The organism is Stenotrophomonas sp. SKA14 (genome assembly GCF_000158575.1).
Lineage (GTDB): Bacteria > Pseudomonadota > Gammaproteobacteria > Xanthomonadales > Xanthomonadaceae > Stenotrophomonas > Stenotrophomonas forensis.
Map to the genome: position 1 here is coordinate 89,083 of NZ_DS999412.1, position 12,402 is coordinate 101,484.

The 12,402-nt window shown below is 66.0% G+C and carries 17 protein-coding genes and 1 tRNA gene; 7 read left to right on the plus strand and 11 right to left on the minus strand.

The features are described 5' to 3' along the window. Window positions 1-13: 13 nt before the first annotated feature. Window positions 14-1,306 carry a tryptophan--tRNA ligase gene (locus SSKA14_RS00505; protein WP_008265040.1) on the minus strand — a complete coding sequence of 431 codons (1,293 nt, stop codon included), beginning with the start codon at window positions 1,304-1,306 and terminating at the stop codon, window positions 14-16. A gap of 108 nt (window positions 1,307-1,414) precedes the next feature. Between SSKA14_RS00505 and SSKA14_RS00510 the strand changes: the two genes are divergently transcribed. Next, window positions 1,415-2,209 (plus strand): hypothetical protein, encoded by a 795-nt coding sequence (locus SSKA14_RS00510; protein ID WP_008266389.1) that lies wholly within the window; start codon window positions 1,415-1,417, stop codon window positions 2,207-2,209. Between the two features lie 79 nt (window positions 2,210-2,288). Here SSKA14_RS00510 and SSKA14_RS00515 read toward each other — a convergent pair whose 3' ends face one another. From SSKA14_RS00515 to rocF, 3 genes are all read right to left on the minus strand, one after another. Beyond that, the gene (locus tag SSKA14_RS00515; protein ID WP_004137109.1) at window positions 2,289-2,510 is read right to left on the minus strand and encodes a CsbD family protein; all 222 of its coding nucleotides are present in this window, start codon (window positions 2,508-2,510) and stop codon (window positions 2,289-2,291) included. 206 nt (window positions 2,511-2,716) lie between these two features. Next, window positions 2,717-2,854 (minus strand): entericidin A/B family lipoprotein, encoded by a 138-nt coding sequence (locus SSKA14_RS00520; protein ID WP_008266021.1) that lies wholly within the window; start codon window positions 2,852-2,854, stop codon window positions 2,717-2,719. A gap of 162 nt (window positions 2,855-3,016) precedes the next feature. Beyond that, the gene (gene rocF / locus SSKA14_RS00525) at window positions 3,017-3,937 is read right to left on the minus strand and encodes an arginase (protein WP_008268266.1); all 921 of its coding nucleotides are present in this window, start codon (window positions 3,935-3,937) and stop codon (window positions 3,017-3,019) included. 130 nt (window positions 3,938-4,067) lie between these two features. Here rocF and SSKA14_RS00530 point away from each other — a divergent pair, with 130 nt between their 5' ends. Then, window positions 4,068-4,415 carry a hypothetical protein gene (locus tag SSKA14_RS00530; RefSeq protein ID WP_008266881.1) on the plus strand — a complete coding sequence of 116 codons (348 nt, stop codon included), beginning with the start codon at window positions 4,068-4,070 and terminating at the stop codon, window positions 4,413-4,415. A 24-nt stretch (window positions 4,416-4,439) separates the two neighbouring features. Here the strand turns inward: SSKA14_RS00530 and SSKA14_RS00535 are convergent, their stop codons facing one another. Further along, window positions 4,440-5,210, minus strand: a complete 771-nt coding sequence (locus tag SSKA14_RS00535) for a DUF3011 domain-containing protein (RefSeq protein WP_040006622.1) — start codon at window positions 5,208-5,210, stop codon at window positions 4,440-4,442. A 584-nt stretch (window positions 5,211-5,794) separates the two neighbouring features. On the opposite strand from SSKA14_RS00535, the gene SSKA14_RS00540 reads away from it, so the two are divergent. After that, a complete protein-coding gene (locus SSKA14_RS00540; RefSeq protein ID WP_008264783.1) occupies window positions 5,795-6,196 on the plus strand; it encodes a hypothetical protein in 402 nt (133 codons plus the stop codon). A gap of 169 nt (window positions 6,197-6,365) precedes the next feature. Here the strand turns inward: SSKA14_RS00540 and SSKA14_RS00545 are convergent, their stop codons facing one another. Next, complete coding sequence (locus tag SSKA14_RS00545; RefSeq protein WP_004136950.1) at window positions 6,366-6,668, minus strand: addiction module antidote protein; 303 nt, start codon at window positions 6,666-6,668, stop codon at window positions 6,366-6,368. A gap of 58 nt (window positions 6,669-6,726) precedes the next feature. Beyond that, window positions 6,727-7,014, minus strand: a complete 288-nt coding sequence (locus SSKA14_RS00550) for a type II toxin-antitoxin system RelE/ParE family toxin (protein WP_008264822.1) — start codon at window positions 7,012-7,014, stop codon at window positions 6,727-6,729. Window positions 7,015-7,533: 519 nt separating this feature from the next. Between SSKA14_RS00550 and SSKA14_RS00555 the strand changes: the two genes are divergently transcribed. Further along, window positions 7,534-7,833 (plus strand): hypothetical protein, encoded by a 300-nt coding sequence (locus tag SSKA14_RS00555; protein ID WP_040006624.1) that lies wholly within the window; start codon window positions 7,534-7,536, stop codon window positions 7,831-7,833. Window positions 7,834-7,918: 85 nt separating this feature from the next. Next, window positions 7,919-8,179, plus strand: a complete 261-nt coding sequence (locus SSKA14_RS00560) for a hypothetical protein (RefSeq protein WP_157635895.1) — start codon at window positions 7,919-7,921, stop codon at window positions 8,177-8,179. Between the two features lie 321 nt (window positions 8,180-8,500). On the opposite strand, the gene SSKA14_RS00565 is transcribed toward SSKA14_RS00560, so the two are convergent. The 4 genes from SSKA14_RS00565 to birA all read right to left on the minus strand — a co-directional run bounded on the left by SSKA14_RS00565 (window position 8,501) and on the right by birA (window position 11,178). Further along, window positions 8,501-8,576 (minus strand) — tRNA-Thr (locus SSKA14_RS00565). A 41-nt stretch (window positions 8,577-8,617) separates the two neighbouring features. Continuing rightward, window positions 8,618-9,472 (minus strand): SPOR domain-containing protein, encoded by an 855-nt coding sequence (locus tag SSKA14_RS00570; protein ID WP_008265944.1) that lies wholly within the window; start codon window positions 9,470-9,472, stop codon window positions 8,618-8,620. 9 nt (window positions 9,473-9,481) lie between these two features. Continuing rightward, window positions 9,482-10,213: a type III pantothenate kinase gene (locus tag SSKA14_RS00575; protein ID WP_008267847.1), complete on the minus strand. Its 732-nt coding sequence runs from the start codon at window positions 10,211-10,213 to the stop codon at window positions 9,482-9,484. Next, window positions 10,210-11,178, minus strand: coding sequence for a bifunctional biotin--[acetyl-CoA-carboxylase] ligase/biotin operon repressor BirA (gene birA / locus SSKA14_RS00580; RefSeq protein WP_040006628.1), 969 nt, complete (start codon window positions 11,176-11,178; stop codon window positions 10,210-10,212). The genes SSKA14_RS00575 and birA overlap by 4 nt, the downstream gene beginning before the upstream one ends. Before the next feature lie 144 nt (window positions 11,179-11,322). Here birA and SSKA14_RS00585 point away from each other — a divergent pair, with 144 nt between their 5' ends. Together SSKA14_RS00585 and SSKA14_RS00590 are read left to right on the plus strand one after the other, a co-directional pair. Continuing rightward, window positions 11,323-11,601 carry a hypothetical protein gene (locus tag SSKA14_RS00585; protein WP_008264959.1) on the plus strand — a complete coding sequence of 93 codons (279 nt, stop codon included), beginning with the start codon at window positions 11,323-11,325 and terminating at the stop codon, window positions 11,599-11,601. Continuing rightward, a complete protein-coding gene (locus SSKA14_RS00590) occupies window positions 11,568-12,359 on the plus strand; it encodes a M90 family metallopeptidase (protein ID WP_157635896.1) in 792 nt (263 codons plus the stop codon). The genes SSKA14_RS00585 and SSKA14_RS00590 overlap by 34 nt, the downstream gene beginning before the upstream one ends. The last annotated feature ends 43 nt before the right edge of the window (window positions 12,360-12,402 follow it).

Below are 12,402 nucleotides of genomic sequence, written 5' to 3' on the forward strand. Positions count from 1 at the left end.
GCCGGCACTACCCTTATTCTTCGCGCAGCACGGCCAGGGCAGCCAGCACCGCATCCACCTCGGCTTCCAGCTTGAACAGCTCGCTCTGCAGCTGGTCGCCCTGCTCGGCCTGCTTGATCACCGCGATCAGCTGGCCCGCATCGCGCGGCGAATCGAAGCCTTCGCTCTGGATCAGCAGCGTGCCGTCACCGGCGGTCAGCTTGAAGTAGAAACGGCCGTCCTTCTCGCGGTACTGCTTGAACAGCGGCGGTGCCACGCGGGCCACGCCGGCATCTTCGCTGGCGATGTCGCCGGCGCTGGACAGATCGCGCAAGCCCACCGCATGGCGCAGCTCGTCCAGCAGCGGGGCTGCCAGCTGCTCGCGCAGCTGCTGGCCACGACGCTTGAGCAGCGCTTCGATCTTTTCCGGCTCGGCCATCAGCGCGTTGTAGCGCTCGCGCAGCGGCGAAAGCTCACTGTCGATGCGCTCGAACAGCTGCTGCTTGGCATCGCCCCAGCTGATGCCGGCCGCGAACGCCTTGGCGAATTCGGCGGTCTGCTCCGGGGTGGCAAACGCCTGGTACATCTGGAACAGCGCCGAGCCCTCGGTGTCCTTCGGCTCGCCCGGTGCGCGCGAGTCGGTCAGGATCGAGAACACCAGCTTCTTCAGCTCCTCGCGCGGCACGAACAGCGGAATGGTGTTGTGGTAGCTCTTGCTCATCTTGCGGCCATCGAGGCCGGCCAGCGTTGCCACCTGCTCGTCGATCACCACGTCCGGCAGCGGGAAGTACTCCTTGCCGTACACGTGGTTGAAGCGCTGGGCGAAGTCGCGCGCCATTTCGATGTGCTGGATCTGGTCGCGGCCCACCGGCACCTGGTTGGCCTTGAAGATCAGGATGTCGGCGGCCATCAGCACCGGGTACATGAACAGGCCGGCGCTGACGCCTGCATCCTCGTCCACGCCTTCCTCGCGGTTCTTGTCCACCGCCGCCTTGTAGGCGTGTGCGCGGTTGAGGATGCCCTTGCTGGCGATGGCGGTCAGGAACCACATCAGCTCGGTGGTCTCGCGGATGTCGCTCTGGCGGTAGAACCACACGTGTTCCGGGTCCAGGCCGCAGGCCAGCCAGCTGGCCGCGATCTCCAGGGTCGCGCGCTGGGTGCGCTGCGGGTCCTGCGACTTGATCAGGCTGTGCAGGTCGGCCAGGAAGAAGAAGCTCTCGATCCCCGGGGCGCGGCTGGCGGCGATTGCCGGACGGATGGCGCCAACGTAGTTGCCCAGGTGGGGCGTGCCGGAGGGGGTGATGCCGGTAAGGACTCGGGTCGTCATGACTGCGTGGGGTAACCTTCGATGAACGGGGCCAGTTTACCTTGCACGCCACCAACCCCGTCAGGGCCCGCGGCGCGTTCATTCACGCAACCCCGCTGGAGACGCCCGATGAAACGCCTGCTGCCCCTGCTGCTGATCCTGCCCCTGGCCGGCTTCCGCCCGGCCCCGCCCCCGCCGCCGGCCTACCAGGGCGGCCCGGTACGCATGGCCCTGGTTGACCGCGACCGCGGCACCGAACTGCGCAGCTACCCCGCCGAAGGCCAGCGCTGGGTGGCCGGCGAGCGTGGCCATCGCTACGCCGTGCGCCTGTACAACGACAGTCCGCGCCGGGTGCTGGTGGTGCTGTCGGTGGACGGCATCAACGCCATTTCCGGCGAAGATGCCGATCTCTCGCAGACCGGCTACGTGCTCAACCCCGGCCAGCGCGCCGACATCACCGGCTGGCGCAAGAGCCAGGATGAAGTGGCGCAGTTCGTGTTCAGCAGCCCCAGCGGCAGTTATGCCAGCCGCACCGGCCGCCCGGACAACATCGGCGTGGTGGGCGTGGCCGTGTTCGAGGAAGCGCGTCGCTGGCGCCCCGAGCCGATCCTGCGCCGCAGCCTGCCCGCACCGGCCCCGGCGGCCGAAGCCGCCGCCGATGCCAGCGCCAGCCGCATCGAGGGTTATGCCAGCAAGTCGCAGGCGCCTGCACTGGGCACCGGCCACGGCGCACGCGAACAGTCGTCGGTGCGCGATACCGACTTCGAACGCGCCAGCCGCAGCCCGGCGCAGGTGCTGCAGCTGCGCTACGACAGCGCGCGCAACCTGCGTGCACGCGGCATCCTGGTGGACACGCCGTCGCGCCTGCCGCGCGAACCGCAGGCCTTCCCCAACCGCTACGTGCCGGACCCGCCGGCGCGGTGAGCGCAGACAACACAACGCCCGCAACCTCACGGTGCGGGCGTCGTGCTGTGGGGGAAACGTGTGGGGGAAACCGTGGTGCTTACTTGTAGTCCGGATAGTCCTTGCTCACGCTGTCCTGGAACTCACGGACTTCCTTCTCAGCGCGGTCCTTGGCCCAGCCATAACGTTCCTGCAGGCGACCCGCCAGGTATTCGGCATTGCCCTCGGCCACATCGAAATCGTCGTTGGTCAGATCGCCCCACTTGGCCTGGGCCTTGCCCTTCAGCTGCGACCACTTGCCGGAAATGATGTCTTTGTTCATTGCTGGGAGTCCTTGGTTGCAACGGCGTTCTTACCGTGGCTCCAGCTTCGCGCAGCGGCTGTTGAATGCCGGTCAACCCACAATGAAATGCACGCTCACCTGCTTGAATGGTTCACTACGATTGCACAGCCCTGCAGCAGAAATGCACGCACAAAAAAAGGCCGGGAAAACCCCGGCCTTTTTTCTCTTTCCGTTCCGCGCAGGGCTCAACGGCCCTTCGCGGTGTCCTCGACCTTCTCGCCCGCCTTCTGCACGTCCTTGCCGGCACCGGCAATGGTGTTGCAACCGGCCAGCAGGGCCACCGAGAACATCGACAACAGCATCAGGGCAACTACGCGCTTCATGGGCTTCTCCTTGGGTTTGCCGCTACACCGCTCAATTCGCGGATGGGATTCTTTCGCTCGGCGGGAGAAGGCCAATGCCCACTACCGCCGCGTGAAGTGCAATCTGGCGGCAGACGCGTGGAGCGCGTGTGAACGGATCACAGATCCGTTCAGGCCAAAGGCTCAATCGCGCATCAGCGTGGACTTGCCGAACAGGCTTTCGACCAGGTCCACGGCCAGTTCGGCGGTGGCATTCTGCTTGTCCAACAAGGGGTTAAGCTCGACGATGTCCAGCGAGCCCATGCGCCCCGTGTCGGCGATCATCTCCATCACCAACTGCGCCTCGCGATAGTTCACCCCACCCGGCACGGTGGTGCCCACGCCCGGCGCGATGCTCGGGTCGAGGAAGTCCACATCGAAGCTGACATGCAGGTGGGTGTTCTCGTCGATGCCAGCCAGCGCCGCTTCCACGGTGCGCTTCATGCCGTTCTCGTCGATGTAGCGCATGTCGTAGACATCGACCTTGTGGGTCTTGATCAGGCGCTTCTCTTCCGGGTCCACCGAGCGGATGCCGATCTGGTGCATCTGCGCCGGGGTGATCGCGGGCGACGTGCCGCCCAGCTGGGTCAGCGCATCCGGGCCGAGGCCGCACAGGCAGGCCACCGGCATGCCGTGGATGTTGCCCGACGGGGTGACATCGCTGGTGTTGAAATCCGAATGCGCATCCAGCCACAGCACGCGCAGGGTCTTGCCCTGCTCGCGGCACCAGCGCGCCACGGCGGTGATCGAACCGATGCCCAGGCAGTGGTCGCCGCCGAGCATGATCGGCATGCGGCCGGCCTGCAGTTCGGCATAGCTGGCTTCCATCAAGGCGTGGTTCCACGCCACCACCTCATCCAGGTGGCGGTAGCCTTCCACCGGCGCGGTCCACGGGTTGCGCGGGCCGTCCAGGTTGCCCAGGTCGCGCACGTCCACGCCGCGCGCCTCCAGCGCTTCCGGCAGGCCCGCCACGCGCAGCGCTTCCGGCCCCAGCCGGGCACCGCGATGGCCCGCACCCACGTCGGTGGGAACGCCAATCAGGGATACGGAGATGGGATGGGCCATGGGTGCCTCCTGCGGGGGAAAAAGAAGCACAGTCTAGCCAGAGCTGTGTGACACCACTCGCGGCGGTGCAGCAGTGAATTGGCATGGCATGATGGCGCGCGGACCCGCCCCCGCTTCATGGAAGATTGCGATGTCGCCCTTCATCAACACTGCCTGGCCCCGCTTTTTCATGGTGGCGCTGCCCATCGCCATTTTTGCGGTTCTGTTGAGCAACTCCATCGATGCATCGCCGAACGGCTGGCTGATGCAGGCGACGCTGCTGCTGACGCCCTTCTCGCTTCTGCTGTTCCTCGGGTTGGGTTGGCAGCGCCTGCGCAAGGCGCACGCTGAATACCCGATCCTGAAAAGCGAACTGCACCGCATGCTGGCGGCGTTGATCGGCAACGTGAAGGTGGCCGCGCTGTGGTTCGGCCTGACCGTCGTCGGCATGTTCGCCCTGATGCTGGCGTGGGTGCTGCTGCGGAAGAGCGGCGGCTGACAGCATGGCCCCGAACCCGCGGATTCAACTGCCGCGTCGGCGAACCGGCGTCACGCTCTGCACCTGGCCGTTGTTGCGCATCATGCACAGGAAGCGGCCATCGGGGTAATCGATGATCAGTTCCTGGTAGTCACTGCCTACCGGCATCTGGGTCACCAGCGCACCCTGCGCGCCCTTGCGTGCATTGCAGGCGCCCAGTGCGGTATCGCCCGCCGGCGCGAGGGTAGCCACCGAGGACACATTGCGGAACACCGCGCGGCACCCACCATTGACCCACACCGAATGCCGCGCCAAGCCCCAATTCTTGCCTTCCTCGCAGCGGGTGCGGCTGAGCTGGCGCACGATTTCCACGTTGCCGCGGGTGTTCAAGTCGCATGACACCTGTTGCTGGCCGGTGGATTCGCAGGTGACTTCGCGCGGCAGCGCGGCATCCCCGGCGGCAGCGTCGCGAGGACCTGCGCCGTCTGCGGCGGACGCGGGCGTGCCTGTGGTGCTGACCTGGCAGATGCCATTGGCACCGCCTCGGCCGGTGTAGCTGACCTGCGGCGTGCCGTCATCGTTGCTGCTGATTGACAGGGTGATGTCGCTTTTGGCGTCGCGGGCTTCGAAATAGCGGTCGTTGAAGCGCTTCAGCGTCGCCTCGCGGCCCTGCACGTAGACCGGCCCGCCCTCATCGGCGTGCACATCGATGCCGCCCGGGCAACTGGCGTTGAAGAACGGCACGGCGGCCATGGCCGGGGCTGCGAAGGCGGTGGACAACAGTGCGGCGGTGAGCGGCAGAGCGTGGCGGCGCATATGCAGTTCCCAAAGGGTGTGTGCCCGCAGTATGCGGCCGGGTGCCCGGCGCGGGGCGTGAGGAGAATGATGCGCCGCGCGGCGGGTTTTGGCGTTCGCATTTGGTATGGTGGTTATGGCGCCTTGCCCGCGCTGTTAAGCCAGCTTTACTTCGCGGGCGTTTCAAGGCCTCGAAACAGTGCTGATTGCGGTCAAACTCCAGCGAATGACTGCGCTGCGCGATATGTCGTTTTCGGCATTGCAGCGGCTGAAACAAGCCAATCGCGATAATTCATTTTTCCTTTCAGATCACCCGATGCCATCGGAACAAACGACTGGTAGGCGGTGATTTGCCGTGTGCATGATGAATCGCCCCCTGCAAAGGTGGCCGGGACTTCCAAGCCCGTTTAATCGAAGCTGTATACGCTTGCCAGCCGGCGCCGTCTTCCCAAGAGCGGCGTCGGCTGGCAATCCGTTCGCCGATCGACGGCGGGCGGTGCGTGGGGGCCCCGTGCCCACCGGCTCGTCGATTACCGGTCTTGGAAGCCACGCATCGCCTGCCACCCTCTTCGGGTGGCACCTCTGTTCCTGCCGAGGATGCCCGCATGTCCAAGACCCTCTATCCGTACCTGACCGCCACGCTGGGCGACGCCGCCCAGCATCTGCCGCTCGAGCTGGCGCAGCCCCTGGAAGCCGCCTTCGCCGCTGCGAACGATGCGCCCACGCCCATCAACCTTCCCGTGTGCCTGCGGCAGATCCAGGCCGGCGATGCCGCCGACGGACAGCCGTGGCAGGGGCCGGCCAGCACGCCCGGCCAAGCGGTGGACGCCGCGCGCAGGGATCGCGCCGCCGCCGGTCTGGTGTCGGTGCTGGAGCTGTACCACGCCGCCGAGCGCGTTCGCGTGGATGGGGAAGAGAAAGACGATATCGGCGATGGCACGCGCGAGGGGCTGATGCTGGCGTGCCGGGGGTTGGCGGAGTACGTGGCGTTGCAGGTACGTAGCTGAGGCTGCGTTGGCAGTGTCAGCGGCGTTGATCGAAGGATCTGCCCACGTCATGCATTGAGCTGACTCACCGGCTTGGGACGAAGAAGCCGCCGAAAGGCGGTTTTTTCATGTTCGTTCCACCGCCTTCGCCAGCGGCGTCGTGCCGACGCATCAAGATCGGCGCGTGTGCCTATGCTGCGCTGGCATGCAGGCGTACACCCAAGGCACGGGTCACTTTGAGGATGGTCGCGAAATCAGGGCTGCGCTCGCCCGACAGTGCGCGATACAGGCTCTCCCGCGACAGGCCCGCCGCACGCGCAACCTTGCTCATGCCCTGAGCGCGCGCGATGTCACCGAGCGCCTTGGCAATGAACGCAGAATCGCCATCGCTTTCTTCGATGCAGGCATCGAGATAGGCCGCCATCTCCTCCGGTGTACGAAGGTGCTCGGCCACGTCAAATGCTTTGAGTTCGACTTTCTTCTTGATGGCCATGATGGGACAGCTCCAGTACTTCGGTAGTGAGTCGTTTCACCTGCAGCCCGTTCGACGCTTACAGGGCACGCGCAATCTCTTTGGCCTTCTCGATATCGCGTTGCTGTGAACCCTTGTCGCCGCCAGCCAGCAGAATCACCCACTGCCTGCCGCGCTGGGTGTAGTACACGCGGTAACCCGGTCCCACAGCGATGCGCAGTTCGGAAACTCCATCGGCCAGATAGCGGTGATCGCCCAGATGGCCTTCGCTGAGCCGACCGATGCGGGCCAGGATGCGAGCGCGCCCGGTTACGTCCTTGAGAGCGTCAATCCATGTCGCGAACTGACGGGTACGCTGGATCTTCATGGAGGACTGTAGCCTACCGGCTACACATTCTCAACCCAGCGGAACGCGCTCTGGGAAATGCACAGCCATGGATCACGCGCCGAATGGCAGATCAGCAACGAAAGAAGGAAGAAGACGCGACAGGGAGCAATGCTCGACCAACGACCGTGCCGCGGCTGTGCGGGCACAACGACAGTTGCTTGATGGTGCCGCTTATCCGAATCGAACGGATGACCTACTGTTTACAAGTTATTTCGACTGAGCAATGAAAACAACAACATAGGCAATCCTCTTTTACCGACGCCCTCCCGTGAAACCATTGCGACACCGTGGCGGACGGGCTAGTTTTACCGCACCAATGACCCGACGGCGTCTTGGAACAACCGCGAATTGGAAGCGCCAATGAGGTAGGAACGGTCGTACTCTGGCTCAAGGAGCAGCACCGCTTGGCCGTTTCGGTCGATAACAGTCGCAGCCTATAGCCGGTGCGGGTCCCGCATGCGTTGCGTGGCATAGTCTCCCTTGCTTAGGAAATCCTGTATGAGGCCATACAACATAGCTGTTTCTGCCCTCGAGGCATTTTACTCAACTGAGATTGGCGACTGGCCTGGGATGATTGAATTGTTTCAGGAACAGCTTGAGCAGACCCAGGCATACAGAGAAGCATTAGGGCGGGAGCTTCACGAGAGCCTCCGCGATCCAGAGTTCTCTTGGCGATCGGCTCTATGGAATGAGGATTCTCATGTCGAGGATTTTGACACCGAGCAAGATGCTCACAGTTTTATCGAGAAGAATGTACTGCCTTTGGTCGAGCGCGCGCTCACAAAGCCGCGGACCTAGGAAGCCGACTCGATAGAGTGGTACCAAGGCACACATGGATTGAGACTCACGTATGCGCCAAGCGGGCGACTCGGATGGGAAACTGATGGAACTTCTATTGTGTGTCGAGGATCGCTTCGCGCTCGACGGGCGGGGGCTGGTTCTGGCTCCCGATGTGCCGCTGCCACCTGGCGAGCATCCCCCCGCTCTTGCCGTCATCGTGGAGCGTCCGGACGGCACCCGTTTGCTTGCTGAGGCGGAACTTCGTCTGGACCACTTTCGACCTGGCGGCTACAAACTGATCGTCTGTCTCCCCGCGCTCAAGAAGGCCGACGTACCTGTAGGCAGCAGAGTCTGGAAGGCGTGATGAGGCCCACGTTTGGCCGTGTGGGGAATCAGATAGCGGATTGGAAAGGCCTCTGGAGGGAGAGGCGCGAGCCCGCTCCAGTCCGATACCAATCGCAGACTGAGATCGGGTACGCATCCGGGGATAGCGCTGCCCACTAGGTGCGGGTGACAAACAGTTCGCCTTCCAGTCACGGCAGGCGCCAAAAGCCTTGCCGCAGTTAGCGTTCGGCGTTTCGTGGGACATGAACTGTTGAATTATTTTTACCGGTATTTTTACCGGGAAATCCGCTTCTGGGCGGCATCAATTCGCCCGCAAACCATTCAACTTCAATGAGTTGAATGGTGCCGCTTATCCGAATCGAACGGATGACCTACTGTTTACAAGACAGTTGCTCTACCAACTGAGCTAAAGCGGCAAGGTTGGATCACCGACGGCAGCGCCGCGGTCCGGGGGATTCTAGCGCAACCGCGTGCATTCCAGCGACCGGCTCTGGGCCGCGCCGCTGCGCTGCTGGGCCTGGGCCGGCTGCGTGCCCGCCGCCAGCTGGCCTTCCAACCACCACTGGCCGGCGTCGCCGCTGGCCACCAGCCGCGGCTGGAAGCCGGCGGCCTGCACCGCCGCCACGCGGCGCTCGGCGCCCTCGCGGTTGCGGTACTGGCCCAGTGCCACGGCGTTGATGTCCTCGCCCTGGCTGATGATGTAGTAGTCGCTCAGGCCGGCCGCGACGATGCGCTTGACCGTGGCCTGCGCTTCTTCCCGGTTGGCGGCGGCCGGCAGCAGCACGCGGTAGCGGGCACTGCCGCTGGCGGCGGGCTGTTCGCGCAGGCGCACCTGGCTGATGGCATTGCCGGCCTTGCCCTGTGCGGCGGTCGCGGCGGCGCGGTCGGCAAATGGGCCCAGTGCGACACAGCGCGGCGGCTCGGGGGCGGCTGGCGGCGTCGCGGGCTTCTCCGCAACCGGTGCGGGCGCGGGTTTGACGGCTGCAGCAACGGCCACGGGTGCAGGTGCAGGCGCCGCCTCGGCCACCTGTGGCTTGGCCACCTCGGGCTTGGCCGGCACCGCAGGCGCAGGCGTCGCTGCCACGGCGGTCTTCTCGGCCGGTTCGCGCTCCATCAGCGGTGCGGTTGGTGCGGCAGCGGTGGCTTCGGCAGCGGCCGTCGCATCAGCCCCATCCGGCACCCAACGCAGTTCGGCCACGCCGGCCGGTTGCGGCGGCGGCGCAGGCGCTTGCGGCGCATCGCGCAGCAGCCACCAGCAGGCGACGCCAAGATTGAGGATGGCCAGTACGACGATCAGGGCACGGGTCAGCATGCGCGGATACTAGCCTGCGGGCTGGTGCACCGCCCAGCGGGCGAGGCCATCCAGCACCAGCGACGGGTGGTAGTCGGCGCCGGGCAGCAGCGGCATCAACGCCGGTGCGCCACCCCCGTGCACCAGCAGCGACGGTGCCACGCCCAGCAGTGCGTGCGCCTGCTGTGCGCTGCGTTCGATCAGCGCCACGGCCGCGCCATCGCAGCCGGAGGCAAGCGCGTCGGCGGTGTCGTTGGCGAATTCGCTGTAGTCGCCACCGGTGGCCGGCAGCTGCACCGCACGCGCGTGCAGTGCTTCGCGCATGGTGGTGGGCGATGCGGAGATACGGCCGCCATGGTGCTGGCCCTCGGCGTCGAGCAGGTCAATCGTCAACGCAGTACCCACGCCAACCACCAGCACCGGGCGCTGCGCCTTGGCGGCCGCCAGCAGGGCCAGGAAACGATCAACACCGAACTTTTCCGGCTTGGCGTAGGCGATGCGCACGCCGGCACATTCGGCGCTGGTGCGCACCACGTGCACGTGTTCGAAGCGGCGCTGCAGCTGGTCCAGCATGGCGCTGGTCAGCGACGGTGCGGCCACGCTGGCCACGAACGCGGTGGTGCCGCTGGGCAGGCTGTGCGGTGGCTGCCCGGCCATGCCTTCGGCGCCATGCGCCCAGGCCTGCACTTCGCCGGCACGGTCACCCTGCAACGGCGCGAACTTGAAGCGCGAGTTGCCGAGGTCGAACAACCAATCGCTCATGCCGCCCTCACGCTGACTTCGCCGGCGTGCAGCAGGCGTTCCTGGCCATCGATGCGCACGCGCAGCGCGCCATCATCGGCCAAGCCCAGTGCGGTGCCGTGTTGCCACTGCCCTTCCAGCTCCACGCGTACTTCGCGGCCGGCCAGCATGTCGAAGGCGGCGTAGCGCGGCAGGAACGGCGCGAGGCCTTCGCGATCGAATTCCTCCAGCGCCGGCAGCAGGCGTGTCAGCACGGCCGCAACCACCACGTTGCGGTCCACCGGCTTGCCGGCCAGTGTGTCCAGGTCCACCCACGGCTGGGTGATCTGTTCGGCGAACGCGGGCGGCATGTGCGTGTTGATGCCGATGCCGATCACCGCGCGCGCCGGGCCGGCGTATTCGCCACCGCCTTCGGCGAGCAGCCCGACCAGCTTGCGCTTGCCATCGACGATCAGGTCGTTCGGCCATTTCAGCTGCGCCTGGGTGAAACCGAGGTCATGCAGCGCCTCGGCCACGGCGATGCCGGCCACCAAGCTCAGCCCGGCCAGGCGGCCGAGGCCACCGGAGTACAGGCGCAGCACCGACAGGTAGATATGCGCGGCCAGCGGCGAGGCCCAGGTACGGCCACGGCGGCCACGGCCACCGGTCTGGCGCTCGGCCAGCAGGACGCTCACCCCGCGCTGGGGCGCGCTGCAACGCAGCAATTCGGCGTTGGTGGAGTCCACCGTCCAGGCCACCTGCAGGTCGTGCAGCAGCGGCAGAACCGCAGTAGGCAGGCCGGCGCGGATCGCATCCGGGTCCAGCAGGTCGACCGGGCGGGTCAGGCCATAGCCCTCGCCAGCACGGCCTTCCACGCCCACACCGGCAGCCCTAAGTCCTTGAATACGCTTCCAAATGGCCGCCCGGGTCTGGCCCAGCTCACGGGCCAGGGCGTCGCCGGACAGGCGACCGGCAGCGAGTTTGGCCAGCAATTGGCGATCGTCCACGGCAGCTTCCACGAAGTCAGGAAGGAATTATGCGGGAAAGCCGCCAGCGACGCCCGCCACGCTGGGTTCTGCGGGGGCTTCCAACGGGGCGCCGGGTTCGGGCTAGAATCGGGAACTCACCTTCCCTTAACGTGGATGTCGTCAATGCGCCGTTATGCCCATTGCCTGATCCTGCTGATGATGCCCTTCGCGGCGTCTGCAACGGCAGCGCTGGACGACAGCCGTGGGGCCTGCGTGTCCTCCAACGGGGATGCCGCTTCGCAGCGTGCACCGGCCGCCAGCGCCGCGGCCGCCACGACCAAGCCGGCACCAGTTCGCCCGGCGGCCAACACCAGCACCGGTGGCGGCGGCAGTGATGACGACGTGCTGCAGCGCATCCGCGCACCGAAGTGGCACAGCTACCTGCCGGGAATGTTCCGCTGATCAAGTCGTTGCTGCAGTGGCTGCGGCCTGCGCCGCGGCCGATTGACGATGTGCTTTGGGATGACGCCTGCCGCCGCGCGGCCTGGTTGCACGGCCTGGACGACGCGCGTCGCGCGCGCCTGCGCGTGCTGGCCGCGCGCTTCCTGCACGAGAAGACCATTACCCCCATCGGCGAGCTGCAGCTGCAGCCCGGCGATGGCGTGCTGCTGGCTGCGCTGTGCTGCCTGCCGCTGCTGGAGTTCGGCGAGGTGGGGCTGGAAGGCTGGTCGCAGCTGATCGTCTACCCCGATGCGTTCCGCGTGCACCGCAGCCACATGGATGCGGCCGGCGTGCTGCACGAATGGGATGACGAGCTGATTGGCGAGTCGTGGGACAGCGGTCCGTTGATCCTGTCCTGGGCCGACGTGCAGGCCGATCTGGCGGCGCCGCACGAGGGTTACTGCGTGGCGGTGCACGAGATGGTGCACAAGCTGGATGCGCTGGATGGCGCGATGGATGGCACGCCGCCGCTGCCACGGCCATGGCAGCGCGAGTGGGCCGGCATTTTCCAGCGTGCCTACGATGCGTTCTGTGCGCAGGTGGATGCAGGCGAGGAAACGCTGATCGATCCGTATGCGGCCGAGGCGCCGGAAGAGTTCTTCGCGGTGGCCAGCGAGTACCACTTCTCGGCACCGGATCTGCTGCAGCAGGCGTTGCCGGAAGTGGCCGCGCAGCTGCGGCGGTTCTATGGCGAGCCGCCGGCGTTCGAACAACGGTAGTGCCGGCCGCTGGCCGGCAACCTGGGACTGCCACCGAAGATCA

Coding starts and splice junctions, on each gene's coding strand:
- SSKA14_RS00570 (WP_008265944.1), bottom strand. CDS start 9,472: ATGCTGACCCGTGCCCTGATCGTCGTACTGGCCATCCTCAATCTTGGC.
- SSKA14_RS00555 (WP_040006624.1), top strand. CDS start 7,534: ATGAGGCCATACAACATAGCTGTTTCTGCCCTCGAGGCATTTTACTCA.
- SSKA14_RS00575 (WP_008267847.1), bottom strand. CDS start 10,213: ATGAGCGATTGGTTGTTCGACCTCGGCAACTCGCGCTTCAAGTTCGCG.
- SSKA14_RS00545 (WP_004136950.1), bottom strand. CDS start 6,668: ATGGCCATCAAGAAGAAAGTCGAACTCAAAGCATTTGACGTGGCCGAG.
- SSKA14_RS00530 (WP_008266881.1), top strand. CDS start 4,068: ATGTCGCCCTTCATCAACACTGCCTGGCCCCGCTTTTTCATGGTGGCG.
- SSKA14_RS00585 (WP_008264959.1), top strand. CDS start 11,323: ATGCGCCGTTATGCCCATTGCCTGATCCTGCTGATGATGCCCTTCGCG.
- SSKA14_RS00515 (WP_004137109.1), bottom strand. CDS start 2,510: ATGAACAAAGACATCATTTCCGGCAAGTGGTCGCAGCTGAAGGGCAAG.
- rocF (WP_008268266.1), bottom strand. CDS start 3,937: ATGGCCCATCCCATCTCCGTATCCCTGATTGGCGTTCCCACCGACGTG.
- SSKA14_RS00540 (WP_008264783.1), top strand. CDS start 5,795: ATGTCCAAGACCCTCTATCCGTACCTGACCGCCACGCTGGGCGACGCC.
- SSKA14_RS00560 (WP_157635895.1), top strand. CDS start 7,919: ATGGAACTTCTATTGTGTGTCGAGGATCGCTTCGCGCTCGACGGGCGG.
- SSKA14_RS00535 (WP_040006622.1), bottom strand. CDS start 5,210: ATGCGCCGCCACGCTCTGCCGCTCACCGCCGCACTGTTGTCCACCGCC.
- SSKA14_RS00510 (WP_008266389.1), top strand. CDS start 1,415: ATGAAACGCCTGCTGCCCCTGCTGCTGATCCTGCCCCTGGCCGGCTTC.
- SSKA14_RS00520 (WP_008266021.1), bottom strand. CDS start 2,854: ATGAAGCGCGTAGTTGCCCTGATGCTGTTGTCGATGTTCTCGGTGGCC.
- SSKA14_RS00505 (WP_008265040.1), bottom strand. CDS start 1,306: ATGACGACCCGAGTCCTTACCGGCATCACCCCCTCCGGCACGCCCCAC.
- SSKA14_RS00550 (WP_008264822.1), bottom strand. CDS start 7,014: ATGAAGATCCAGCGTACCCGTCAGTTCGCGACATGGATTGACGCTCTC.